Source organism: Cryobacterium arcticum (genome assembly GCF_001679725.1).
GTDB classification, from domain to species: Bacteria; Actinomycetota; Actinomycetes; order Actinomycetales; family Microbacteriaceae; genus Cryobacterium; species Cryobacterium arcticum_A.
The window spans coordinates 3703001-3725590 of the sequence record NZ_CP016282.1 but is presented as its reverse complement, the minus strand read 5'-3'; the positions used below and the strand labels follow the sequence as shown (position 1 = coordinate 3725590).

The 22590-nt window shown below is 70.4% G+C and carries 23 protein-coding genes; 11 read left to right on the top strand and 12 right to left on the bottom strand.

Annotated features, from left to right (window positions below):
• Window positions 1-82: 82 nt before the first annotated feature.
• Genes PA27867_RS16925 through PA27867_RS16915 form a run of 3 tightly spaced genes read right to left on the bottom strand, consistent with a single transcriptional unit; the run spans window position 83 to window position 2960 of the window.
• Window positions 83-1165 carry a D-2-hydroxyacid dehydrogenase gene (locus tag PA27867_RS16925; RefSeq protein ID WP_066598239.1) on the bottom strand — a complete coding sequence of 361 codons (1083 nt, stop codon included), beginning with the start codon at window positions 1163-1165 and terminating at the stop codon, window positions 83-85.
• Window positions 1162-2190 (bottom strand): sugar kinase, encoded by a 1029-nt coding sequence (locus PA27867_RS16920; RefSeq protein WP_066598238.1) that lies wholly within the window; start codon window positions 2188-2190, stop codon window positions 1162-1164. Before PA27867_RS16920 ends, PA27867_RS16925 begins: the two co-directional genes overlap by 4 nt.
• Entirely contained in the window at window positions 2187-2960 is a 774-nt protein-coding gene (locus tag PA27867_RS16915; RefSeq protein WP_066598237.1) for a fumarylacetoacetate hydrolase family protein, read from the bottom strand. Before PA27867_RS16915 ends, PA27867_RS16920 begins: the two co-directional genes overlap by 4 nt.
• Before the next feature lie 38 nt (window positions 2961-2998).
• Between PA27867_RS16915 and PA27867_RS16910 the strand changes: the two genes are divergently transcribed.
• Window positions 2999-3775 carry an IclR family transcriptional regulator gene (locus PA27867_RS16910; RefSeq protein ID WP_236900753.1) on the top strand — a complete coding sequence of 259 codons (777 nt, stop codon included), beginning with the start codon at window positions 2999-3001 and terminating at the stop codon, window positions 3773-3775.
• A 25-nt stretch (window positions 3776-3800) separates the two neighbouring features.
• Here PA27867_RS16910 and PA27867_RS16905 read toward each other — a convergent pair whose 3' ends face one another.
• Window positions 3801-5228: an MFS transporter gene (locus PA27867_RS16905; RefSeq protein ID WP_066598236.1), complete on the bottom strand. Its 1428-nt coding sequence runs from the start codon at window positions 5226-5228 to the stop codon at window positions 3801-3803.
• 222 nt (window positions 5229-5450) lie between these two features.
• On the opposite strand from PA27867_RS16905, the gene PA27867_RS16900 reads away from it, so the two are divergent.
• On the top strand, window positions 5451-6029 hold the full coding sequence (locus PA27867_RS16900) for a TetR/AcrR family transcriptional regulator (protein ID WP_066598235.1): 579 nt from the start codon (window positions 5451-5453) through the stop codon (window positions 6027-6029).
• Between the two features lie 67 nt (window positions 6030-6096).
• Here the strand turns inward: PA27867_RS16900 and PA27867_RS16895 are convergent, their stop codons facing one another.
• The 3 genes from PA27867_RS16895 to PA27867_RS16885 all read right to left on the bottom strand — a co-directional run bounded on the left by PA27867_RS16895 (window position 6097) and on the right by PA27867_RS16885 (window position 8474).
• Window positions 6097-7203, bottom strand: coding sequence for a Gfo/Idh/MocA family protein (locus PA27867_RS16895; protein ID WP_066598234.1), 1107 nt, complete (start codon window positions 7201-7203; stop codon window positions 6097-6099).
• Entirely contained in the window at window positions 7200-8003 is an 804-nt protein-coding gene (locus PA27867_RS16890; RefSeq protein ID WP_066598233.1) for a sugar phosphate isomerase/epimerase family protein, read from the bottom strand. Before PA27867_RS16890 ends, PA27867_RS16895 begins: the two co-directional genes overlap by 4 nt.
• A gap of 105 nt (window positions 8004-8108) precedes the next feature.
• The gene (locus PA27867_RS16885) at window positions 8109-8474 is read right to left on the bottom strand and encodes a VOC family protein (protein WP_066598232.1); all 366 of its coding nucleotides are present in this window, start codon (window positions 8472-8474) and stop codon (window positions 8109-8111) included.
• A 61-nt stretch (window positions 8475-8535) separates the two neighbouring features.
• On the opposite strand from PA27867_RS16885, the gene PA27867_RS16880 reads away from it, so the two are divergent.
• The 3 genes from PA27867_RS16880 (at window position 8536) to PA27867_RS16870 (ending at window position 11486) form a co-directional block, all read left to right on the top strand.
• On the top strand, window positions 8536-8976 hold the full coding sequence (locus tag PA27867_RS16880) for a MarR family winged helix-turn-helix transcriptional regulator (RefSeq protein WP_066598231.1): 441 nt from the start codon (window positions 8536-8538) through the stop codon (window positions 8974-8976).
• Window positions 8977-9103: 127 nt separating this feature from the next.
• Window positions 9104-10453: a hemolysin family protein gene (locus PA27867_RS16875; protein ID WP_066598230.1), complete on the top strand. Its 1350-nt coding sequence runs from the start codon at window positions 9104-9106 to the stop codon at window positions 10451-10453.
• On the top strand, window positions 10446-11486 hold the full coding sequence (locus PA27867_RS16870; RefSeq protein ID WP_066598229.1) for a hemolysin family protein: 1041 nt from the start codon (window positions 10446-10448) through the stop codon (window positions 11484-11486). The genes PA27867_RS16875 and PA27867_RS16870 overlap by 8 nt, the downstream gene beginning before the upstream one ends.
• A 139-nt stretch (window positions 11487-11625) precedes the next feature.
• On the opposite strand, the gene PA27867_RS16865 is transcribed toward PA27867_RS16870, so the two are convergent.
• A complete protein-coding gene (locus PA27867_RS16865; protein WP_066598228.1) occupies window positions 11626-12891 on the bottom strand; it encodes an MFS transporter in 1266 nt (421 codons plus the stop codon).
• A gap of 307 nt (window positions 12892-13198) precedes the next feature.
• Between PA27867_RS16865 and PA27867_RS16860 the strand changes: the two genes are divergently transcribed.
• From PA27867_RS16860 to PA27867_RS16850, 3 genes are all read left to right on the top strand, one after another.
• On the top strand, window positions 13199-13738 hold the full coding sequence (locus PA27867_RS16860; RefSeq protein WP_066598227.1) for a hypothetical protein: 540 nt from the start codon (window positions 13199-13201) through the stop codon (window positions 13736-13738).
• Entirely contained in the window at window positions 13735-14169 is a 435-nt protein-coding gene (locus PA27867_RS16855) for a rhodanese-like domain-containing protein (RefSeq protein WP_066598226.1), read from the top strand. The genes PA27867_RS16860 and PA27867_RS16855 overlap by 4 nt, the downstream gene beginning before the upstream one ends.
• A 117-nt stretch (window positions 14170-14286) precedes the next feature.
• Complete coding sequence (locus PA27867_RS16850; RefSeq protein WP_066598225.1) at window positions 14287-14652, top strand: DUF1622 domain-containing protein; 366 nt, start codon at window positions 14287-14289, stop codon at window positions 14650-14652.
• 7 nt (window positions 14653-14659) lie between these two features.
• Here the strand turns inward: PA27867_RS16850 and PA27867_RS16845 are convergent, their stop codons facing one another.
• From PA27867_RS16845 to PA27867_RS16835, 3 genes are all read right to left on the bottom strand, one after another.
• The gene (locus tag PA27867_RS16845) at window positions 14660-15820 is read right to left on the bottom strand and encodes a methyltransferase (RefSeq protein ID WP_084021265.1); all 1161 of its coding nucleotides are present in this window, start codon (window positions 15818-15820) and stop codon (window positions 14660-14662) included.
• Between the two features lie 92 nt (window positions 15821-15912).
• The gene (locus PA27867_RS16840) at window positions 15913-16905 is read right to left on the bottom strand and encodes an LLM class F420-dependent oxidoreductase (protein WP_066598224.1); all 993 of its coding nucleotides are present in this window, start codon (window positions 16903-16905) and stop codon (window positions 15913-15915) included.
• A 74-nt stretch (window positions 16906-16979) separates the two neighbouring features.
• Window positions 16980-17561, bottom strand: a complete 582-nt coding sequence (locus PA27867_RS16835; RefSeq protein ID WP_066598223.1) for a signal peptidase II — start codon at window positions 17559-17561, stop codon at window positions 16980-16982.
• Between the two features lie 256 nt (window positions 17562-17817).
• On the opposite strand from PA27867_RS16835, the gene PA27867_RS16830 reads away from it, so the two are divergent.
• From PA27867_RS16830 to PA27867_RS16820, 3 genes are all read left to right on the top strand, one after another.
• Complete coding sequence (locus PA27867_RS16830) at window positions 17818-18831, top strand: diacylglycerol/lipid kinase family protein (protein WP_066598222.1); 1014 nt, start codon at window positions 17818-17820, stop codon at window positions 18829-18831.
• A gap of 74 nt (window positions 18832-18905) precedes the next feature.
• The gene (locus PA27867_RS16825) at window positions 18906-19688 is read left to right on the top strand and encodes an alpha/beta fold hydrolase (protein WP_157109272.1); all 783 of its coding nucleotides are present in this window, start codon (window positions 18906-18908) and stop codon (window positions 19686-19688) included.
• Window positions 19685-20395, top strand: coding sequence for an esterase/lipase family protein (locus tag PA27867_RS16820; protein WP_236900752.1), 711 nt, complete (start codon window positions 19685-19687; stop codon window positions 20393-20395). The genes PA27867_RS16825 and PA27867_RS16820 overlap by 4 nt, the downstream gene beginning before the upstream one ends.
• 11 nt (window positions 20396-20406) lie before the next feature.
• On the opposite strand, the gene acs is transcribed toward PA27867_RS16820, so the two are convergent.
• Complete coding sequence (gene acs, locus PA27867_RS16815) at window positions 20407-22557, bottom strand: acetate--CoA ligase (protein ID WP_084021263.1); 2151 nt, start codon at window positions 22555-22557, stop codon at window positions 20407-20409.
• Window positions 22558-22590 lie beyond the last annotated feature (33 nt).

The window sequence follows — 22590 nt, the reverse complement described above, 5'->3', positions numbered from 1 at the left end:
GCCACCCTCCCGCGAACTGTGAAAAAAGCCCCTCAAAATGCGCTTTCTCGGCGCTTTTGTCGCAGTTCGCGGGCGGGGGAGGCTAGTAGAACTCAACGGTGTCGACAGTGTTGAGCAGGGGACGGCCGTCGAGGAAGCGGGTGGCGTTCTCGGCGAACAGCTCGGCGATGCGGCGTTCCTCGCCGGCGTCCAGGGCGGCCGTGTGCGGACTGACGAGCACGTTCGGGAGGTCCCAGAGCGGGCTGCTTGTGGGCAGGGGTTCGCTGGCGAACACATCGAGAGCGGCGAAGCCGACTTGCCCGTTCTGCAGGGCCACGGTGAGGGCCGCCTCGTCGATGACGGTGCCGCGGCCCACGTTCACGACGGTCACGCCGGGCGTGGCAGCGGCGAAGACGGCCGCGCCCACGAGTCCGTCGGTGGCCGCGGTGCCCGGCAACGAGACCACGATGGCGTCGGCCCGGCCGGCGTGCTCGGCGAGGTCGTCGATCGAGACATACTCATCGACGTGTTCCACCGTGCTGCTGCTGCCGGGACGGCGGGTGCCGATGACGTGCATGCCGAGAGCCTGGCTGAGGCGGGCGATTTCCTTACCGATACCGCCCAGCCCCACCAGGAGCACGGTCTGGTCGCGCACCTGGCCGAGCGGTCGGCGAGCCGGCCACTCGTGCTGTCGCTGCTGCTGCTGCAGTTGTGGCAGCCGCTTGGCACCGGCGAGGATGCCGAACAGGGCGAACTCCGCCAGCGGGCCACCGTGCACACCGGCCGAGGTGGTGAAGGCCACCCGGGTGAGGTCATCGTCGGCGAGACCGGCCGACTTCACCTGGGCGCCGCCGCCGGCGGCCATCAACTGCACCCAGCGCAGCTTCGGGTTGGCCGCCACCGTGCGACCGAGGGCGGCCGGGTCCACATCCGGGATGCCGTAGAGCACGTCGGCGGAATCGACGAGGGCCTCGAACTCGGCCTGCTGGGCCGGGGTTCGGACAAACGCCGGGTCGCCGCGGTAGTCGGCCGGATGCCGCATGGGCGGCAACAGGCTCTGGTCGCGCACGAGATCGATGCGCGGCTCCGCACGCTCGATCAGCCGGCAGAGCTCCTCCGTGAGCGGAGAGGCTACGACGACACGGAGGGCGGGGGAGACCGTGGGAGAGGAGGTGGTGGCGGTCATACTGAGGCCCTTTCTGCGGGGGTGTTGTCGTGGATACGAGTCTGGTCGGTGGCGGCGAGGAAGGCGGCGAGGCCGGCGCGGTCGGGCAGGCCCTCCTGGTCGCCGTGGCTGGTGGTGGCGATGGCGCCCACCGCGGCGGCGCGGCTGAGCCACTCCGGTACGGGCCGGCCGTCGAGGGCGGCGCTGATGAACCCGGCGGCGAAGCCGTCTCCGGCTCCGACGGTGTCCACCGGGCGGACCGGGAACGGCGGGCAGACGGCGTGCAGGCCGTCGCGGGTGAACAGCTCGGCGCCGGCCGCGCCGGTTTTCACGGCCACGGCCTGCACGCCGCGATCGAGGTACCAGCGGGCAACGCCGGCGGGGGTGGTCGCTCCGGTGAGGATCCGTCCCTCGGGCAGGCCCGGCAGGACCCAGTCCGCCTGCAGCGCCAGATCGTTCACGGTGCGCACCATGGTGGCGGTATCCGGCCAGAGGGCCGGGCGCAGGTTGGGGTCCACGCTCACGGTGGCGCCGGATTGCCGCGCGGCGGCCACGGCTTGAGCGGCCAGCGCGCGCGGCCCCTCGCCGAGCGCGAGCGGGATGCCGGTGAGGTGCAGGTGCCTGGCGCGCCGCAGGTAGGCATCCGTTGCCGTCGTGGGGCCCATGCCGCGGGCGGCGGAATGCGCCCGGAAGTACACGACGGTGGGGTCGTCGCCGTCGCCGGCGCGGTTCTTGAGCTGGAAACCGGTGGGCGCGACGGGATCGACGCTGACCTGGTCGGCGTCGATGCCGAGCTCCCGCAGCCGGGAGTGCGCGAACTCGCCGAACGGGTCGGCGCCGAGGCGGGTGAGAAAGCCCACCCGGTGGCCGAGCCGGGTCAGGCCCACCGCCACGTTGAACTCCGCCCCGGCCAACCGGCGCGTGAAATGCTCGGCGCTCACCAGGGCGCCCGGCTCGTCCGCCACGAACATGGCCATGATCTCGCCGAGCGTGACGACGTCCAGTGCGGAGGCCGGAGTGGGCAGGCGAAGAGTGGCGGCGTTCATGCGAGGACCTTCCGGTAGTGCTCGAGGAGTGCGACGGGCTCGCTGGCGGCGATGACCGGGTTCTGCAGGGAGAGCCCGGCCACGCTCACGGACACTTGCCCGCCCGGGCGGAGTTCGGCATCGGCTCCGGGGGCTCCGGTGAGGATCACGTCGCCAGGCTGCAGGGTGGTGATGCTGCTCAGGAAGACGATGATCTCGGCGAAGCCGCGAGCCAGCCCGGTGGTCGTGCTGCGGGAGACCGGCGTGCCGTCGAGGTCCAGGCGAATGTCGGCCTCGTCGGGCAGGTCGGTGTCGATCACGGGGCCGAGCGGCGTGAACCCGTCGAAGCCCTTGCCCGCCAGCCACAGGGAATCCTGCGCCTGCATGGCTCGTGCGGTCACGTCGTTGGCGGCGGTGTAGCCCAGCACCACCTCGAGGGCATCGGCACGGGTGCGGTGGCGCGCCGGCCTGCCGATCACCAGCGCCAATTCGGCCTCGGCCACGACCGGGCCGATTCCCTGCGGCACCGGGATGGGATCGCCGGGGCCGATGGCAGCGTGCCCCGGCTTGAGGAACGCCTGGGGCGGCAGCATCCGGTCGGCCGGCCCGGTGTTGTGCGCCATGCCGTAGATGGTGCCCGGCACCACCGGTGCGAGCAGCAGGTGCGGGGTGAAGGGCAGCTGCACTCCCGTGGGCCGCAGGTCGGTCAGACCGTGCACCAGCAGCACCCGGTCACCGCGCACGATGCCGTGTCGGGGTCCGTCCCCGGTGGCCACCCGTGCGATCAGCACGGCGCGCCCGACCAGGCGGATGCCGGTACGATCGACGCGTGACGACCGGTGACACCGAAACGGTGGGCAAAGACATGGTGGGCAAGGCTCTGAGCCTGCTGACCGTGCTCGGCCCGCACCCCGACGGGGCCACCCTGTCGGACCTGGCGCGTTGGACCGGCTACCCGGTGACCACGACGCACCGGCTGCTCGGCTCGCTGGTGCGCGACGACTTCGTGAGTTTCAACCCGGAGACCAAGCTCTACAGCCTGGGGCTGCGCCTGTTCCAGCTCGGCGCCGCGGTGTCCAGCGCGCACGGCTTCCAGGGCGTGGCCCTGCCCGTGCTGCGCACGCTGTCCCGCGCCACGGGGGAGGCCAGCCTGATGTCGGTTCTCGACGGTGAACACCAGCTCTACATCCACCACATCGAGGCCCGCCACCACGTCGGTGTGCGCGGCGAGACCGGCAAGCTCGGACCCCTGCACTGCACCTCGATGGGCAAGGTGCTCATAGCCTTCGCTGACTGGGAAACCCGCGACCACCTGGTCACGTCGCTCCCGCTGGAACGGTTCACCACCCGCACCATCACCGACAGGGCGGCGTTCGCCGCCGAGATCGCCCGGGTGCGCTCGCAGGGCTTCGCGGTCTCCAATGAGGAGCACGAGGAGGGCATCGTGACCGTGGGCGTTCCCGTGCTGGATGCCATGGGCATCGCGGTGGCCGCCCTGTCGGTGCCGTCCCCGGCCTACCGCACCACGGTGGAGCAGGCCCTGCAGTTCCTCGGCCCGCTGCGCGAAGCCGCCGCGGAGCTGGCCGTGCTGCTGCCCCGGCGCTGAGCGCACCGCACCGACCGGGTCGCGGTCAGGCACGAGGGGTTCCGACGGGGACGGACGCGGGGGTTGCGACGGCCGCAGGGGTGAGACGCGCGTCGTCGAGGGCATCCGTCTCGAGGTCGAGGTCACGGCCCCTGGTCTCTGGTGTGATGAAGGTGACGGCGATGGTCACGCCGGTCAGCAGGAGCAGGTAGGCCGCAAGGGGAACCCAGCTGTCGGCGAACCAGGCCAGCAGCAGCGCGCCCACCAGCGGCACCAGGCCGCCGGCGATGACGGCGGAGAACTCGCGGGCCACCGAGACACCGGTGTAGCGGTGCCGGGAGCCGAACAGCTCGGGCATCAGGGCACCCTGGGCGCCGAACATGCCCCAGGTGCCGATGCCGAGGGCCACCGAGATGGCCGCAACGGTGGCGACGACGTTCCCGGTGGAGAGGATCCACCACACCGGCACCGCGATCACGAACTGGAAGATCGCGAACCCGCGGTACACCCGGACCCGACCGAACCTGTCACTGAGCAGCCCGGCGACGGGCACGGTGATCGCACCGACGGCGGCGGCGAAGACCAGCGAAATGGCACCGATCGGCCCGGCGGTGACCGACGAGCCCAGCGCGACGGTGACGACGTAGCTGATGGCGAGCACCTGGTAGATCGAGGAGCCACCGTTTTCGGCCATGCGCAGACCCATCCCGATCAGCACGGTCTTGCGTGAGGTGCGCAGCAGGTTGCGCAGGGGCTTGTCCTGAACCTGCTCGTGGGCCTTGAGCTTGGAGAACGAGGGCGACTCCTTGAGCTTGAGCCGGATGTACACGGCCACGCCGATGAGGATCGCGCTGGCCAGGAACGGAATGCGCCACAGGCCGTCCAACACGACCTGCTGGCTGGGGATGAGCAGCAGGAAGAAGACCAGCGCCGCGATCACGGTGCCGATCTGGATGCCCATGAACGGCAGCGAGGCGAAGAAGCCGCGGCGGTGCCTCGGCGCGTATTCGGTCATCAGCGTGGCCGCGCCGGCCTGTTCGGCGCCGGCCCCGAAGCCCTGCAGGATGCGCAGCACGATGAGCAGGATCGGCGCGAGGATGCCGACCTGGTCGTAGGTGGGCAGCAGGCCCATCGCGGTGCTGGCCCCACCCATCAGGAGCACGGTGAGCAGCAGCACCGACTTGCGGCCGATGCGGTCGCCGAGCGACCCGAAGAACAGGCCGCCGAGGGGGCGGACCGCGAAGCCGATGAAATAGGTGGCGAACGCCAGGATGCGTCCGGTGGTGGGATCGCTGTCGGTGAAGAACAGTTCGCTGAAGATGAGTGCCGACGCCAGGCTGTAGAGCGCGAAGTCGTAGTACTCCAGGGCGCTGCCCAGCGAGCTGGCCCAGCCGGCCCGGCGCAGATCCGCCTCGGAGATGCTCGAGTCCGCGGTGCGGGGTGGCGCGGCCGGCGCGGGGGTTGACGATGACATGGAGACCTCTCTGTCTGTTGTCTGAATCCAGTGTGCGGAATCTGCTCGTTGAGCGTGCAACCGGTGACCGGCGCGGGATCAGAATCACACAGAGTTTCCACTATGTGGGTGCGCTTTCCGCCATGCGGAAAGCCAGATCTCGCAAACCGGGAGATGAGCTCCCTCAACCTGGGGTTTGAGATGCTGTGCTCACGGTTCGCGGAACGTCGGTAGCCTGGGGCAATGGCTAGCGTGGGCAGGTACCCGAAGGGCGTGGCGAAGCGTGCCGAGATACTGGAGACCGCGCTGGCGCTCGTGGCGCGCAACGGCTTCCGCCAGACCTCGGTGCGGGACATCGCGGCGGCCGTGGGGCTCACGCAGGCCGGACTGCTGCACTACTTCGAGTCCAAGGACGACCTGTGGGTGGCCATTCTGCGCACCAGGGACGCCATCGACGAGGCGAAGGATCCGGACGACCCCGACCCGGCGGCCACGTACGCGGCACTGATCCGGCACAACGCAGAGGTGCCGGGGCTCGTGCAGATGTTCGCCAATCTCTCGGCCGCGGCGGCGACCGACCCTGGGCATCCGGCCCACGAGTATTTTCGGCAGCGGTACGCGCAGTCCCGTGCCACCATCGCGGCGGGGCTGCGCCGGATGCAGGAATCCGGGCGGCTCGACACCACGGTCGACCCCGAGATGTTCGCGTCCATCCTGATGGCGGTCAGCGATGGCATGCAGGTGCAGTGGATGTTCGATGAGACTCGCGACATGGGGGCCCATGTCGAGGCACTCATCGCGCTGGCTCGCCGCGAACTGTGAGCTAAGACCCGAGAAACCCAAGCGAGTTTCTGGGGCTCAGGTCACAGTCCGCGGGCGGCGGAGCGGCCTAGAGGGTGGCCGCGGCGGGATCCCAGTCCTCGGCCAACGGTGTCGGCTTCGTGATCCTCGACGTCACGTCCACCATGCTGCCGGTCTCGGCGGCTTCGGAGACGGCCAGCAGCACGTCGAGCACGTGCGCCGCAATCGCCCCGCTGGCACGCTCGGGGGCTCCGGCGCGGATCGACCTGGCCAGATCGAGCACGCCGGATCCGCGGCCGTACGTGGAGCCGACCGGGGCGATCGTGCTGGGTTCCTCCTGGCCGAACCGCCACAGGGTGGACTCGCCCTCGAAGGTGTTCGGGTCGGGCAGCACGATCGTGCCGTCAGTGCCGCTGATCTCGACGAAACCCATCCGGGGCAGGGCGTTCTGGAAGCTGAACGTGGACTGCGCCGACTGGCCGCTCTCGAAGGAGAGCACGGCGGCATGATGGGTGGGCACCTCGACGGGGAACTCGGTGCCGGCCCTCGGACCGCTGCCGATGGTGCGGACGGCGCTGGACTTCGACGACACCGCGCCGACCCGGCTGGCGGAACCGAAGGCGTGCACCAGGGTCGTGACGTAGTACGGTCCCATGTCGAAGAGCGGACCCGCGCCGTAGGCGAAGAGGAACTCGGGGTTCGGGTGCCAGGCGTCGGGGCCGGGCACGTGGAACATCGTGGTGGCCGTGAGCGGCTCGCCGATGTCGCCGCGAGCGATCGCGCGCATGGCCGTCTGGATGCCGGCGCCCAGCACGGTGTCCGGCGCGCAGGCGACCCGGAGGCCGGCGGCGTCGGCCGCGTCCAACAGCGCCGCGCCGGACTCGTGGTCGAGGGCCAGCGGCTTCTCGCTCCAGACGTGTTTGCCGGCGGCGATGATCCGCTGCCCGACCTCCGTGTGCACGGCGGGAATGGTGAGGTTCACCACGATCTCGATGTCGTCCCTGGCCAGCAGTTCGTCGACCGAGCCGTGGCCGGGAACTCCGTAGGCCTCAGCCTGCGCCTGGGCGCGGGCGAGGTCGAGGTCCGCGACGAAGAGCACGTCGAGGTCGGCGAACGCCGTCATGTTCTCCAGGTAGGTGCCGCTGATGACTCCGGCGCCGATGACGCCGACGCCCACGCGTCCAGTGCGGCTCACTTGTCGTTCTCCGCAAGCCAGGCGAACGACGCCGCGATGCCGTCGAAGACGTCGCCGGTGTAGCCGTCGAACTCCACGACCCGCAGGGCGTTCGGGGCGGCGGCGAGGATGTCCGCGACGCCGACGTCGCCGCTGCCCGCGGGCAGCTGGTTGGCGAAGGCCGCGGCGAGGGCCTCCGGCACGCTGAGGGCGCTCTCGCTACTGGGCAGGGCCGTGGCGATGTCGCCGCGCACGGGGCCGTCCTTGACGTGGATGAACTTGACCCGGTCGCCGAGGCGGCGAAGCAGGGCGGGGGTGTCGGTGCCGCCGACGGTGGACCAATAGGTGTCGACCTCGAGGGCCACCTCGGGCGAGAGGGCCTCCACGAACAGCTCGTAGATAGGCCGGCCGTCGACGAGGTTCGCGAATTCCCACTGGTGGTTGTGGTAACCGAAGCCCAGCCCGGCCTCGGCCGCGAGCGCCTGCAAGACATTGACCCGGTCCGCCAGCCGGGCGGCGTCATCCGCGGTCTGCCAGCGGTCGCTCGGGATGAACGGGTCGATGACCGTGCCGATGCCCAGCTGTGCCGCGGCAGCGAAGGTGCGGGCCGGGTCGTCGGAGTCGATGACCGGAGCGTGGCCGGACGGGGCCGTGATGCCCGAGGCGGCGAAGGCCTTCTCGAACTCGTCGGCCCGCTCGACGAACGCGTACGGCTCGACCTGGGTGAACCCGATCTCGGCGACCCGGGCGACCGCGCCCTGCAGGTCGGCGGAGATCGCATCCCGCACGGTGTAGAGCTGGACAGAGGGGGTGCTTGACATGCTTGCTCCTTTGAAAGTGTGGGGAGGGACCGGCGCCCGTCTCCATATCTACAGGAACAAACCTAACGTTGCTCGGTTTTAATTGCCAGCATTGTTGCCAAATGTTCAGACTCTGTCGTGCAGGGTGATCTGGTAGCCGTCGAGGTCGGCGAAAGTGAAGGTGCGGCCGAACGGGCCATCGACGGGTGCCGCGGTGATCTGGATGCCGTCGGCGACGAGGCTGTCGTGAATCGCCTGCGCATCCGGAGCGTGCAGCCAGAGGCCGACACCGAAACCGAGCTGGCCCACCGCATCCAGGTCGACGCCCGGGAGTGCCGCGCGCACCGCGAATGCCGCCGGTGCGGTGTCGAAGACGATGGCGTGCGGCGGGCCGGCCTGCCGGGTGAGGCCCAGGTAGTGCTCGTAGAAGGCTGCCGCGCGATCGATATCGCGCACCTGCAGGGAAATGAAGCCGGGGCCGGATGCAGTCATGATGGTTCTCCTTTGTGAGTGTCAGTGAATTGACATAGGACCAGTATGTCAGAATATTGACATGAGTCACAAGGATGCGCAGATCGAGCTGGAGACGTCAGTTGGATACCTGCTCAAGGAGGCCGCGAGTGCCCTGCGGTCGGCCATGGAAGCCGTGCTGCGACCGCTCGGCATGAGCATCACGCACTATTCCTGCCTCGAGCTGCTCGCCCAGCGGCCGGGACTGTCCAACTCCGACCTGGCCCGCGGTGCCTTCGTATCCCGCCAGTCCATGAACGTGCTCCTGCAGTCCCTGGAACGGGACGGGTTCGTGACCCGACCGGAGCACGCATCGGAGGGACGGGTGCTGCCCACCCGGCTGACCGCGCTGGGCCGGAGCCGCCTGGACGTGGCCAGTGCCGCAGTGCGGGGAGTGGAGGACCGGATGCGCTCGGACCTCGATGCCGTCGAGCGCGAGCAACTGCGTCTGCTGCTGCGAAAGTGCGTCGCCGCCCTGAGCTGAGCGCCCGGCATCCTGTGCGTTTGTACAGGATGCGCCGCTAAGCTCGACGGACTATGGATGACCCTCCCACGCATAAACCCATGCTCCCTGCCCGCCCCGAACGCTTCCGGGCGCAGGGAGCCACCTCGTGAACGAATGGATCATGGTGGGCCTCGGGCTCATTCTGACCTTCGGTACCGGCGTGTTCGTCGCCGCCGAGTTCGCCCTCGTCACCCTTGACCGCAATGAGCTCGAGGCCCGCCGCGATCGCGGCGAGAAACGCCTCGGCCCCACCATCAAGGCGCTGCGGATCACCTCCACGCACCTTTCCAGCGCGCAGCTGGGCATCACGCTGACCACCCTGCTCACCGGGTACACCTTCGAGCCGGCCATCAGTTCGCTGCTGCGCGGCCCGATGCTCGACCTCGGCGTGCCAGAGGGCCTCGTGCCCGTGCTGGGCACCGTGATCGGCATCTCGTTGGCCACCCTGTTCTCCATGGTGATCGGCGAGCTGGTGCCGAAGAACTTCGCACTGGCCGTGCCACTGGCCACCGCCAAGTTCGTCGTGCCCATGCAGGCCGCGTTCACGGCCGTGTTCAAGCCCGTGATCCTGCTCTTCAACAACACCGCCAACGCTCTCATCCGCCTCGTCGGCATCGAGCCCAAGGAGGAGCTCTCCGGCGCCCGTAGCGCCGAGGAGCTCGGCTTCCTGGTGCGCCGGTCGGCCATGGAGGGCCTGCTCGACGCAGACCACGCCGAGATGCTCAACCGCACGCTGCGGTTCTCCGACCACTCGGCCGCCGACGTGATGACCCCGCGGGTGCAGATGGCGTCGGTGCACGCCGACGACACCGCCGAGAGCATCGTGACGCTGGCCAGCGCCACCGGCTACTCGAGGTTCCCGGTGATCGGCCGCGACACTGACGACATCCTGGGCGTGCTGCACGTCAAGCAGGCCTTCGCCGTGGCGCTGGAGCGCCGCACCCTGGTGCGGGCGGACGAACTGATGCTGCCCGCACTGCGGGTGCCGGAGTCGATGGGCGTCGACCGGCTGCTCGGGGCTCTCCGCCAGCAGGGCCTGCAGATCGCCGTGGTGTCCGACGAGTACGGCGGCACCGCCGGCATCGTCACGCTCGAGGACCTCGTGGAGGAACTCGTCGGCGAGCTGGAGGACGAGCACGACCGTGCCAAGGCCGGGATCGTGCGCACCGGCCGCTCGATCGTGTTCGACGGCGGCCTCCGCCCCGACGAGCTCCTCGAACGGGTGGGCCTGACCGTGCCCGACGACGGTGACTACGAGACCATCGCCGGCTTCGTCACCGATCGGCTCGACCGCATGCCCGAGGTGGGCGACACCGTGCCCATCGACGTGGGCACCCTGCGGGTCGAGCGGATGGATGGTGCGCGCGTGTCGCGCATCCGTCTCACCCCCAGCGAAACCGCGGCCGACCTCGACCCGGTCACGGCCATCATCGAAGGGAGGCTGACCCATGAGTGAGTATCTCCCCGGGCTGCTCTGGCTCGTCGTGCTCCTGGCGGTCAACGCCTTCTTCGTCGGCGCCGAATTCGCCGTGATCTCGGCCCGCCGGTCGCAGATCGAACCCCTCGCCGCGCAGGGAAACAAGGCCGCCAAGACCACTCTGTGGGCAATGGAGCACGCCACCCTGATGCTGGCGACCTCACAGCTGGGCATCACCGTGTGTTCGCTGGTGATCCTCAACGTGTCGGAGCCGGCGATCCACCACCTGCTCGAGATCCCGCTGGGCTACACCGACCTGTCGCCCGCGGCCATCAGCGGAATCGCCTTCGCCGTGGCCCTGGGCCTGGTCACCTTCCTGCACGTGGTGCTGGGCGAGATGGTGCCCAAGAACATCTCGTTCTCGGTGCCCGATCGCGCGGCGCTGATTCTCGCGCCGCCGCTGGTGTTCGTGGCGCGGGTGTTCCGGCCGGTGATCTTCAGCCTCAACTGGCTGGCCAACGGGGTGCTGCGGTTGTTCCGCGTCACGCCCAAGGACGAGGCGACGAGCGCATTCACCCTCGACGAGGTGGCCGGCATCGTGCGCCAGTCCACCCGTGAGGGCATGCTGATGGATGCCTCCGGCACGTTGTCGGCCGCGTTCGAGTTCACCACCAAACGGGTCTCCGACGTGGAGGTGCCGCTCGCGGGCATCGTATTCCTGCCGGCGCATGCATCGCCGGCGGACCTGCAGCGGGCCGTGGCCGAGCACGGCTTCTCCCGGTACATCCTCACGGATGCGGCTGGGGCGCCGACCGGCTACCTGCACCTCAAGGACGTCATGGACCTCACCGGCCCCGAGGTCTTCGCCCAGCAGGTGCCGGCCAAGCGGGTGCGCCGCCTGGCCACGGTGTTGCGGGACAGTGACCTCGAGGACGCCCTGGCGGCCATGCGCCGCACGGGCTCGCACGTGGCGAGTTCGTTCGACGCGAACGGTGTGGCCACCGGGGTGCTGTTCCTGGAGGACATCATCGAGGAGCTCGTCGGCGAGGTGGACGACGTCACGAGCGTGTAGCCGCGACCGCCGCGCACTCCGGGTGAACTCATGCGCCTCGTTATGAGGACGAAGTGAGTTTGGCAGGACGGAAATCGGTAGAACGTCCTGATAATCGGCCGTTTTCCTGATAAACGAGCGGTGCTCGGCTACCTCCGCCTCAGCCGAGCGCGGGGGCGGCCGGGCGGCGCAGCAGCGACCAGATCGTGACCACGGCGACCAGCGCCATCGCGGCCACGCCGAGGCCCGAGTAGCCCACCAGAATCAGCACCGGTCCGGCCAGGGCTCCGCCGAGGGCGCCGGCGGCGTTCATCGACAGGTCGGAGAAGCCCTGCAGCGCCGAGCGGTCGTGCACGCCGACGGCCTCGGCGATGAGGGCAGAGCCGGCTACCACGGATGCCGACCAGCCCAACCCCAGCAGGATCAGCCCGGTGGTCATCGCCGCCGCATTCTCCCCGACGAGCCAGAACAGAACGAGCGAGGCAAGCAGCAGCGCCTGGCCGGCCAGGATGACCGGCATCCGCCCCACCCTGTCGGCCAGGGCGCCGAACACCGGCGACAGGGCATACATGCCAGCCACGTGCAGGCTGATGGTGAGACCCACGATGGTGAGGGATGCGCCGTGTTCGGTGAGGTGGACCGGTGCCATCGACATGAGCGCCACCATGGTGGCGTGGCTGAGGGCGACAACCATGACGGCGTAGCGCGCCAGCGAGTTGCCTCGCACGATGGCCAGGCCGCCGTGCTGCCGGGTGCTGGTCGGCCTCGCCTCCCGGGCCGCCAACGCGGTGAGCAGCGGGTCGGGCCGCAACCCCACCGTGTAGACCAGTGCGGCGCCCACCTGTGCGGCCAGCGAGAAGGCGAACGCCCCGGTGAGCGGCGGCAGGCCGAGCTGCGCGCCGACGACCTCGCCCGGACCGAACAGGTTGGGGCCGAGCACGGCACCAATCGTGGTGGACCAGACCACGATCGAGAGGTCCCGGGCGCGGGAGGTGGAGCCGGCCAAGTCGGTTGCGGCGAACCGGGCCTGCAGGTTGGTGGCCGACCCGGCACCCAGCAGCATCAGGGCGAGCAGCAGCAGCGGGAAGACGTCGATCGCGACCGACGTGATGGCCAGGATCGCGCCGATCCCGGCGATGCCCGCGCCGGTGGCCAGGGAGCGACGGCGCCCTCTGGCCTGGGCCAGGCGGGCCAGCGGCACGGCTACCAGGGCGGCACCCAGGGTGCTCATCGTGGCGGCCATACCGGACCACGCGTTCGAGCCGGAGAGCTGGGCGGCCAGCAGCGCGCCGAGGGAGAGCGTGGCTCCCATGCCGATGCCGCCCAGGACCTGGCCGAGGATGAGCACCCGCACCACCTTCCGCTGGAGGTGGGCGTGCGCCGGTACGGTCGAATCCGTCGCGGCGGGCGGGCGGCGTGCGGTCATGGTCTGGTCCCTGTCAAACGAGTGTGCGTAAGTGGCCGGCGTCGATCAGCCTACGGTATTGTGGCCTGATACCCCGAGGGGTATCACTTGTTGTCGAGAGGGCCCTCATGCAGACCGAATCGCACTCGGGAGCGCGCCAGTCGGGTGGCGGCCGCCTGCGCCTGCTCGGCACCGAATTGCGCCGCTGGCCGGCCCGGCGCTGGTTGGGCGTTCTATGCCAGGGTGACGCGGGAGAACAGCTGCCGGCTGCCGCGGGGCGGGGCGCGCGCCACCGGGGCTGTGCCTCGCACCGTCCTGGAGGCCGATCGTGCTCGTTGACCTGAGCCTGTGGTCGCGGCGGCGCTGGCTGGTCGCCACGGCGGTCGCGGTGTCAGTGAGCGTGGGGCTGGTCGTGGCGGCGTCGATGATGTCGAGTACACCAGGGCTGGGGGCGCCGTGGTGGGCGTTCGTGGCCGTCGCCGGCGGTGGCATCCTGCTCGGGCTCATCGTGGCCGGCTACCTCGAGGCGCCGATCGGCGCCGAGGCCACGGTGTGCGATCTGCGCTGGCCGGTGCTCGGGCTGCTCGGCCTTTATCTGGCCAGCGACGCCAGGGCCCTCGTGCCCACCCTCTCCGCCGAGGTGCGCCCGGTGGTGGCCCTGGCCTCGGTGGCCGTGCTGGTCTGGGCGTTGGCCGAACGGATGCGTGGGGAGCGGCACGCCCTCGCCGCCGGCCGGCAGCGCGACGCGGTGCTGCACGGTGACGCCGATGCCGGCCAGGACGCCCTCCGCACCGACGGCGAGTCCTGCAGCACCTGCCGGCCACTCTTCCCCACCCGCCCCCACACCCCTGGAGGACCCACCCCATGAAGACCCCCCGCCTCGCCCTCGTGCTGGCCCTCGCTGGTGCCCTCGGCCTCGCCGGCTGCTCGGCCGGCACGTCGTCGCCGGGCACCTCGCCGGGCACCTCGCCGGGCGCCGAGACGATCGGCCCGCAGTCAACCCCGGACTCCACCACCGCTCCGTTGACCCTGAGCACGATCATCGACGTGCGCACCCCGGCTGAGTACGCCGAGGGCCACCTCGACGGCGCGATGAACATCGACGTGCAGGCCGCTGACTTCGCCGACCGCATCGCCGAACTGCCCACCGATGCCGAGTACATCGTGTACTGCCGAACCGGCTCCCGTGCCGCGGCGGCTGTGGCGCAGATGACGGCGCTGGGCTTCATCGACGTGACCAACGCGGGCAGCCTGGCCGACGCATCCGCCAGCACTGGGATCGCCGTCGTGAGCGACTAGCGTCGTCCCGCGAACTGTGCGGAACGCCCCGGAACTTGCGAGTATTCGGGCTTAAGTTACAGTTCGCGAGCCGGAGAGCGGGTGGGGGAGTATCTTCGCGCCAGAGAGGGGGCGCGGATGACGTTCGAGGCAGTGGTCGAAGCGGCCGTGCGGGTGGTCGAGGTGGTCGGTGCGGCCATCATGGTGTTCGGTGGGCTGGCGGCCCTGCTGGCCGGCGTCCCGCGGATGCTGCGGGCCGACACCCGGCCCACGGCCTACCAGGCCATGCGGCGGGAGCTCGGCCGGGCGATCCTGCTGGGCCTGGAGGTGCTGATCGTGGCGGACATCATCCGCACCATCGTCGTGGAACCCACGGTGGAGAGCGTGTTGGTGCTCGGCGCGATCGTGATCATCCGGGTCCTGCTGAGCTTCTCGCTCGAGGTGGAGATGGACGGCGTGTGGCCGTGGGCCAGGTGGCGCACGTCGGGCAGGCCCGAGGCCTGAGTACGGGCTAGGACCGGCCGAGCCGCCAGAGCGAGGTGACCTCGGCGGCGCGCGCCGCGTGCAGCGGGTCGGTGGTGTCGGCCGCCTTACGGTGGGTGGGGCGGATGTCGAGGCGCGCGATCACGGCCAGGCCAGCGTCGTCGATGAGGTCGAGCAGCTCGCCGCGGGAGCGCAGTCCGAGCAATTCGCCGAGGTTGGAGATGATCAGCCAGCCCTCGCCGTGCTCGGTGAGGTGCCCGGCCAGGCCGGCCAGGAAGCCGCGGAGCATGCGGCTGTCCGGGTCGTACACGGCGGCGTCGGTGCTCGTGGCAGCGGAGGCGGGCAGCCAGGGCGGATTGCAGACCACGAGGTCCGCGCGGCCAGCCGGGAACAGGTCGGCCTCGATCACCTCGACCTGGTCGGCGTACCCCAGGCGCTGCAGGTTCTCGCGGGCGCAGGCCAGCGCGCGGGGCTCCATGTCGGTGGCCACCACGTGGTCGAAACCGCGCTGGGCGAGCATCGCGGCGATCACACCGGAGCCGGTGCCGATGTCGAACGCCATCCCGGTGGCCGGCAGGGGAGCCGACGCGACAAGGTCGAGGTACTCGCCGCGCACGGGCGAGAAGACGCCGTAGTGCGGGTGGATGCTCGCGCCGAGCGCTGCGACCGGAACTCCCTTGACCCGCCACTCGTGGGCGCCGATCACGCCGAGCAGTTCCCGCAGTGAGAGCACCACCGGGTCGGTGCCCGGACCGTACGCCTCGGCGCAGGCCTGCCGTGCGTCGGGGGCGCGCCGGATGTTCAGGGTGTGGTCGGCGTCGAGCGGCACGAGCACCAGGCCCAGCAGGCGCGCGCGGCGGAGGGCCTCGGTGCGGCCCGCCTCGAACGCGGCCTTCATATTTGAGGTGGGAGTGCGCCGGTGCCGGTCCACCCGGCGGGCGAGCGCGGAGAGGAGCTGCCGGGCGTTCTGGAAGTCGCCCTGCCAGAGCATGCCGATGCCGGCTTTGGCCATCCGGTAGGCGGCATCCGCGGTGAGGGTGTCGTCGACGACCAGCACACGTTGGGGGGCGGGCCAGCCGCCCTCGGAGTGCCACTGGGCGGTGTGTTCGGTGTCGCCTACCTGCCAGCGGATCGTCTCGGCGGCCGCGCTGATGGCACCGGCGGCGGCCGGGATGTTGGTGCTGGCCATGGTGTCCGCTCTTGTGCCGCTGGGTTCGGTACTACCTCGAGTATCGCATCCGCGCCCGGTGCCGGCCGGGCCGACGGATGGGACGGGGCCGGTCACAGCAGCGCGGGCATGACCTCGCGCTCGAAGAGTTCGATGCCGGAACGGTCGTAGGCCGCCTCGGGGAAGTAGTGGATGGCGTAGCCGAGGCCGCGCGCCTTCATGCCGTTCAGCCGCTCCACGATCTGTTCGGGCGTGCCGACGGCCTGCGCGGTGCCGCTGCGGTACTCGGCCATGAAGCTCGCCGCGCCCTCCTCGCCGAGGTACGGCGTGACGCGGTCCTGGATGGCGTCGAGCCGGTCGGCGACTTCGGCCTCGGTGGCCGCGATGACGGTGTTGTAGTTGGCCGACCGCACGATGGCGTCGAAGTCGGTGCCGAGCGTGGCGCAGTGCTCGCGCAGCAGGTCGCTCTTGTGGGTGAAGCCCTCGGGGGAGCCGTCGAAGTTCGTGTAGTTCGCGTATTGCGCGGCGATGCGCAGCGTGACCTTTTCGCCGCCGCCGGCGATCCAGATCGGGATGCCGCCCTCCTGCAGCGGGAGTGGCCGCACGATGGCCCCGTCTACCTGGTAGTGCTGGCCGTCCAGGGTGGCGGTGCCCGTGGTCCAGGCCTGCTGCATGATCTGTACGCCCTCGTCGAGGCGGGCGAGGCGTTCGCCGGCCCGGGGGAAGCCGTAGCCGTAGGCGCGCCACTCGTGCTCGTACCAGCCGGCGCCGATGCCCATCTCGACGCGGCCGCCGGAGATGATGTCGATCGTGGACGCCACCTTGGCCAGGTAGGCCGGGTTGCGGTAGCTCATGCAGGTGCACATCTGGCCCAGCCGCACCCGGCTGGTGGTCGCTGCGAAGGCGCTCATCAGGGTCCACGCCTCGTGGGTCGCCTCGGCGCTCGGCACCGGAACGGTGTGGAAGTGGTCGTACACCCAGATCGATTCCCAGGCGCCGGCATCCGCGTGAGCGGACAGGCCGCTCATGGCGGCCCACTGCTCGGCGGGGTCGATGCCGACCAGATCGTGACGCCAGCCCTGGGGAATGAAGAGTCCGAATCGCATGGGCCCAGCCTAGGGGCGGCAGGTTAGCGATGTATTACGCCGGCACGCCGAGTCGCCGTGCGGGTGCCCCGCGGCTACTCGGGCGGGCGGGGGGAATCGCCGGACTGCGTGGGCGCATCCGGTGTGGTGTCGGTGTCGGGGCGGATGCGCTTGCCCGTCACCGTGAGGACCAGCAGCATGACGGCGCCGGCGAAGATCGCGATGTCGGCGACATTGCCGATGAAGAGGTTGCCGTAGCCGATGAAGTCCACCACGTGGCCGCGGGCGAAGCCCGGTTCCCGGAAGAGCCGGTCGCCCAGGTGCGTCGTGGCGCCGCCGAGCAGCAGGCCGAGTGCGACCATCCAGCCGCGGGACTCCACGTGCCAGGTGAGCCGGGCGATGAACACCACGGCGGCGGCGGCGAGCAGCGCGAACACCCAGGTGAAGTCGGAGCCGATCGAGAACGCGGCGCCCGGGTTGTAGACCAGCACGAACCGGATCAGGTCGCCGATCACGGGGATGGTCTGCCCGTCGCCGAGCGCCGCCTCGGCCCACCATTTGCTGGCCTGGTCGATGATGATCACGAGAAGGGCGATGCCGAAGGCAGGCCAGGCCAGCCGGGATGCCCGCCGCGAGCGGTTGCGGGACGGCGGCGGCGTCGGGGAGGCGGAAGTCACCCCTCCATCATCTCAGCCTTCGCCTCGTGTGGGCGCCGGCGCCGGCATGCTGGAGCGGGCGTATGGTCCTCAGTGAGTTCCACGCCGCGGTGCTCACCACAGCCCCCGATCGGAGGTGCGCCGCGCGGCAGACCGTTCGTAAGAACCCTTACGGAGCGAGCCGTGTAGCGTTATTGCACCTGTACGCCGCGCCCGCCCGGTGCGGCGGGATCGACCCGAGTGTGATCATCCGCTCACGTGCCTGAGGAGACCGCACATGTCATCACCCACTGACGCCCCCACTGACCGGCCCGCGCCGTCGCCCGTTGCGGATGCCGCCGGCGTGGCCGCCGTGGTCTACAACCCCATCAAGGTGGACCTCGACGCGATCAAGCGCGCCGTAGCGACCGCAGAGGCCGAGGCCGGCTGGGGGGAGACGCTCTGGTTCGAGACCTCGAAGGAAGACCCGGGCCAGGGTGTCGCGAAGCAGGCCCTCGACGCCGGGGCCACCGTGGTGATCGCGGCGGGCGGCGACGGCACCGTGCGGGCCGTAGCCGAGGTCGTGCACGGCAGCGATGCCGCGCTGGCCCTGTTGCCGTCCGGCACGGGCAACCTGCTGGCCCGCAACCTCAACCTCACGCTCGACAACCTCGAGCACTCGATCAACACGGCCTTCACCGGAACCGACCGCAGGATCGATATCGCCCGGATCGAGATCCGGCACGACGACGACAGTGTCAGCAAGCACGCGTTCCTGGTGATGGCGGGGTTGGGTCTGGACGCCAAGATGCTCGCCAGCACCAACGACGAGCTCAAGGCCCGTATCGGCTGGCTGGCCTATGTGGGAGCGATCATCACGGCGTTGCGCGACAAGAACCAGTTGCGCATGAAGTACAGCCTCGACGGCGGCAGCACCAAGTCGGTGCGCGCGCACACCATGATCGTGGGCAACACCGGCCTGCTCACCGCGAACGTGCTGCTGCTGCCGGAAGCCGTGATCGACGACGGACAGTTCGAGATCGTGATGCTCCGCCCGGAGGGGTTCCTCAGCTGGGTGCAGATCCTGGTGAAGGTGCTCTGGGAGAACGGCGTGCTGCGTCGCACCCCGATCGGCCGCCGGATGATGTCCAAGGAGGTCGACGCGCTCAACTACGTGAAGGGCCGCGAGATCGTCGTGAAGCTCAACCATCCCGAGGAGATCGAGCTCGACGGCGACGGCTTCGGCACCGCGACGGCGTTCAAGGCCCGGGTGGATGCCGGCGGGCTGCGCGTGCGGGTCCCGCAGGCGTGAGCCGGGTTTCCACCAGTCCGAACGCTGCACCGGCGTACCCGAGACCACGCGGCCGGCGCCGCCTAGGCGAGGTGGTGCTGCCGGCCTCCGGCGCAACCGTCACCGTGGCGTCCACTCCCGGCCCTGGCACCGCGGATGCGCCGGTGTTCGTGCTGGTGCACGGGATCGGCATGTCCCACCGGTACCTCGAGAGGCTGCACCGGGAGCTCGCCGGCGCCGGTGCCGTGCACTCGGTGGACCTGCCCGGCTTCGGCCGGTCGCCCAAACCGGAGGACGGCGTCACGATCGAGCAGTACGCCGACTACCTCGGCGAACTGCTGCCGACGCTCAGCGCCGGCCCCGTCGTGTTGGTCGGCCACTCCATGGGCGCCCAATTCGTGACGGAGGCGACTGTGCGGCATCCGGCGCTGGTGTCCCACCTGGTGCTGATCGGCGGCGTCACCGACCCGGCCCGCGGGTCGGTGCTGCTGCAGGCCCTCGACCTCGCCCGGGACACCCTCAAGGAACCCGCCAGCGGCACGTTCATCGTGCTGGGCGACTACCTGCGCTGTGGTCCGCGCTGGTATCTGGCCACGCTGCGGCCGATGCTCGCCTATCGCACCGACCTGCGGCTGCGGGAGGTGTCCGCTCCCACCCTGGTGATCCGCGGGGAGGACGACCCGGTGTCGCGGCACGACTGGGGTGTGCACCTCGCCGGGCAGGTCCCGCGGGGCCGCCTGCTGGAACTGCCGGGCCGGCACCTGGTGCAGTTCAGTGCCGCTGCCTTGACGGCGGCCGGCATCCGCGCGCACGCCGGCTCTCCGGCGCCGGGCGGGGCCACGGTCGACCACGCGGTCGACGAACCGGTTGCGCCATGACCTCCCGGATGCCGACCTGGGTCGGGCTGCGACGGGTCTCGCTCAACGCGGGGTCCTGGCTGCTCGACTACAGGTACGCCGCGATCGGTCAGGTGCGGGCGGCCCTCTCCCGCACCCGCCCCGACGACTTCGCCACGGGAGACCAGGCGCCGGTGCTGATCCTGCCCGGTATCTACGAGAGCTGGCATTTCATGCGCCCGCTGATCGACGTGCTGCACGAGGCCGGGCATCCCGTGCACGTGGTGACGCTGCTGCAGAGCAACCGGCGGCCGATCATCGAATCGGCGCGCATCGTGGCCGAACACCTGCGCCGACAGGACCTGCGCGGTGTGGTGATCGTCGCCCACAGCAAGGGCGGCCTGATCGGCAAGTATCTGATGACCCAGCTGGATCCCGACGCGCGGGTGGCGCGGATGGTGGCGGTGAGCACCCCGTTCTCCGGCTCGCGGTATGCCCGGTACATGCCCACGCCCAGCCTGCGTGACTTCGGGGCGAAGCATCCGGCGCTGCTCGCCCTGGCAGCCGACGAACGGATGAACGGGAGCGTGGTGTCGATCTACGGCCGGTTCGATCCGCACATCCCCGAGGGCAGCTTCCTGCCCGGCGCCGAGAACGTCCTCATCGACACGGGCGGCCACTTCCGCATCATGAGCCACCCCGAAACGCAGCGCCAGGTGCTCGCCGCCGTCGGATCCGTCCCCCGGTAGCCGCCGCTGGGCTACCGGGCGCGCGCAGCGTCGACGATGGCCTGGATGCGGGCGGGCACCGTGTCGTCCTGCAACGAGGTGACATCGCCGAGCGTGCGGCCGTCCACGATGTCCCCGAGCAGCCGGCGCATGATCTTGCCCGAGCGGGTCTTTGGCAGGTCGGGCACCAGGAACACGTCCCGGGGCTTGGCCACCGCGCCGATCTCGTGCGTGATGTGCGCCCGCAGCTGCGGGGCCAGTTCGGCGGTCAGAGCCAGCCAGGCGGCCGGGTCATCCGTGGCCGGGGCCACCGCGGGGATCACGAACGCGGCGATGCCCTCGCCGGTGGTCGCGTCGGCGACGCCCACCACGCCGGACTCGCCGACGGCCGGGTGCGAGACCAGCGCGGACTCGATCTCGATGGTGGACAGCCGGTGGCCGGAGACGTTGATCACGTCGTCGACCCGGCCGAGCAGCCAGATGTCACCGTCGTCGTCGTACTTGGCGCCGTCGCCGGAGAAGAAGTAGCCCTGTTCACTGAACCGGGCCCAGTAGGAGTCGCGGTAGCGCTCGGGGTTGCCCCACACCGTGCGGGCCATGCCCGGCCAGGTGCCGGCCAGCACCAGGTAGCCGCCGGTGCCGTGTGCAACCGGCTGGCCCGCGTCATCCACCACCAGGGTGGTCAGCCCGGGCAGGGCGCGCAGGGCCGAGCCGGGCTTGAGGGTGCTCACCCCGGGTAGCGGCGCCATCACGGCCGCGCCGGTCTCGGACTGCCACCAGGTGTCCACGATCGGAGCGGTGCCTGCGCCGACGTTCTCCCGGAACCACACCCAGGCCTCGGGGTTGATCGCCTCGCCCACCGAGCCGAGCAGGCGGATGCTGGACAGGTCGTGCTCCGCCGGCAGGCCATCGGGGAACCAGGTCATGAAGGTGCGGATGAGCGTGGGCGCCGTGTAGTACGTGGTGACGCCGTAGCGCTGGATGATTTCGAAGTGCCGGCCGGGGTGCGGGGTGTTCGGGGTGCCCTCGTAGATCACCGAGGTGGTGCCGTTGGAGAGCGGCCCGTAGTGCACGTAGCTGTGCGCGGTGACCCACGCGAGGTCGGCGGTGCACCAGTGCACGTCGTCCTCCTTGGCGTCGAACACCGCCCAGTGGCTCCAGGACGCGTGAGTGAGGTAGCCGCCGCTGGTGTGCACGAGGCCCTTGGGCTTGCCGGTGGTGCCGGAGGTGTAGATGATGAAGAGCGGCGTCTCGGCGTCGAAGAACTCCGGCTCGTGGGTGTCGGATGCCGTGTCGACGGTGTCGTGCCACCACACGTCGCGCCCATCGGTCCAGGGGATGCCCGGGGTCAGGTCTCCGGTGCGGCGCACCACGAGGACATGCTCGATCGAGTCCACGCCGGCCACGGCCTCGTCGGCGGCGGACTTCACCGGAACGGCCTTGCCGCGGCGGAACTGGCCGTCGGTGGTGACGAGCAGCTTGGCGCCGGTGTCCTCGACGCGGAAGCGCAGCGCCTCGGCGGAGAAGCCGCCGAAGACGAGCGAGTGGATGGCGCCGATGCGGGCGACCGCGAGGGTGATGATGATGGTCTCGGGGATCACCGGGAGGTAGATGACGACCCGGTCGCCCTTCTCGATGCCGAGGTCGGTGAGCGCGTTCGCGGCGCGGGCGACCTCCTTCTCGAGGTCGGCGTAGGTGAGCGTGCGCCGGTCGCCAGGTTCGCCTTCGAAGTGGAACGCGACCTTGTCGCCGCGGCCGGCGGCCACGTGCCGGTCGACGCAGTTCACCGCCACATTGAGTTTTCCGCCGGCGAACCACTCCGCGCGCGGCACGCTCAGCACCCCGTCGGCATCCGGAGCGGTGGGCTGCCAGTTGTGGTCGGTGTGCCAGGGTTCGGCCCAGTCGAGGCGGTTGGCCTGCTCGGTCCAGAAAGCGACCGGGTCGGCGGCGGCCTTGTCGTACCAGGACGCATCGACGTTGGCCTGGGCGGCGAAGGCGGCCGGGGCCGGGTAGCGGCGGTGCTCGGTGGAGAGGTTGCGGATCGTGGCGCTGGTGTCGGTCCAGTCGGCGGTGGCGGCTCGGCTGGCCGGGGTGTGCGTGGTGCCCGTGTTCGCGCTGGAGCCGGTGCTCAGGTCAGAGCCGGTGTCGATGCTGGCACCGGTACTGGTGTCGGGGTTCGGCATGGGCACACTCCGGCGGTCGGTTCTGGGGGCGGA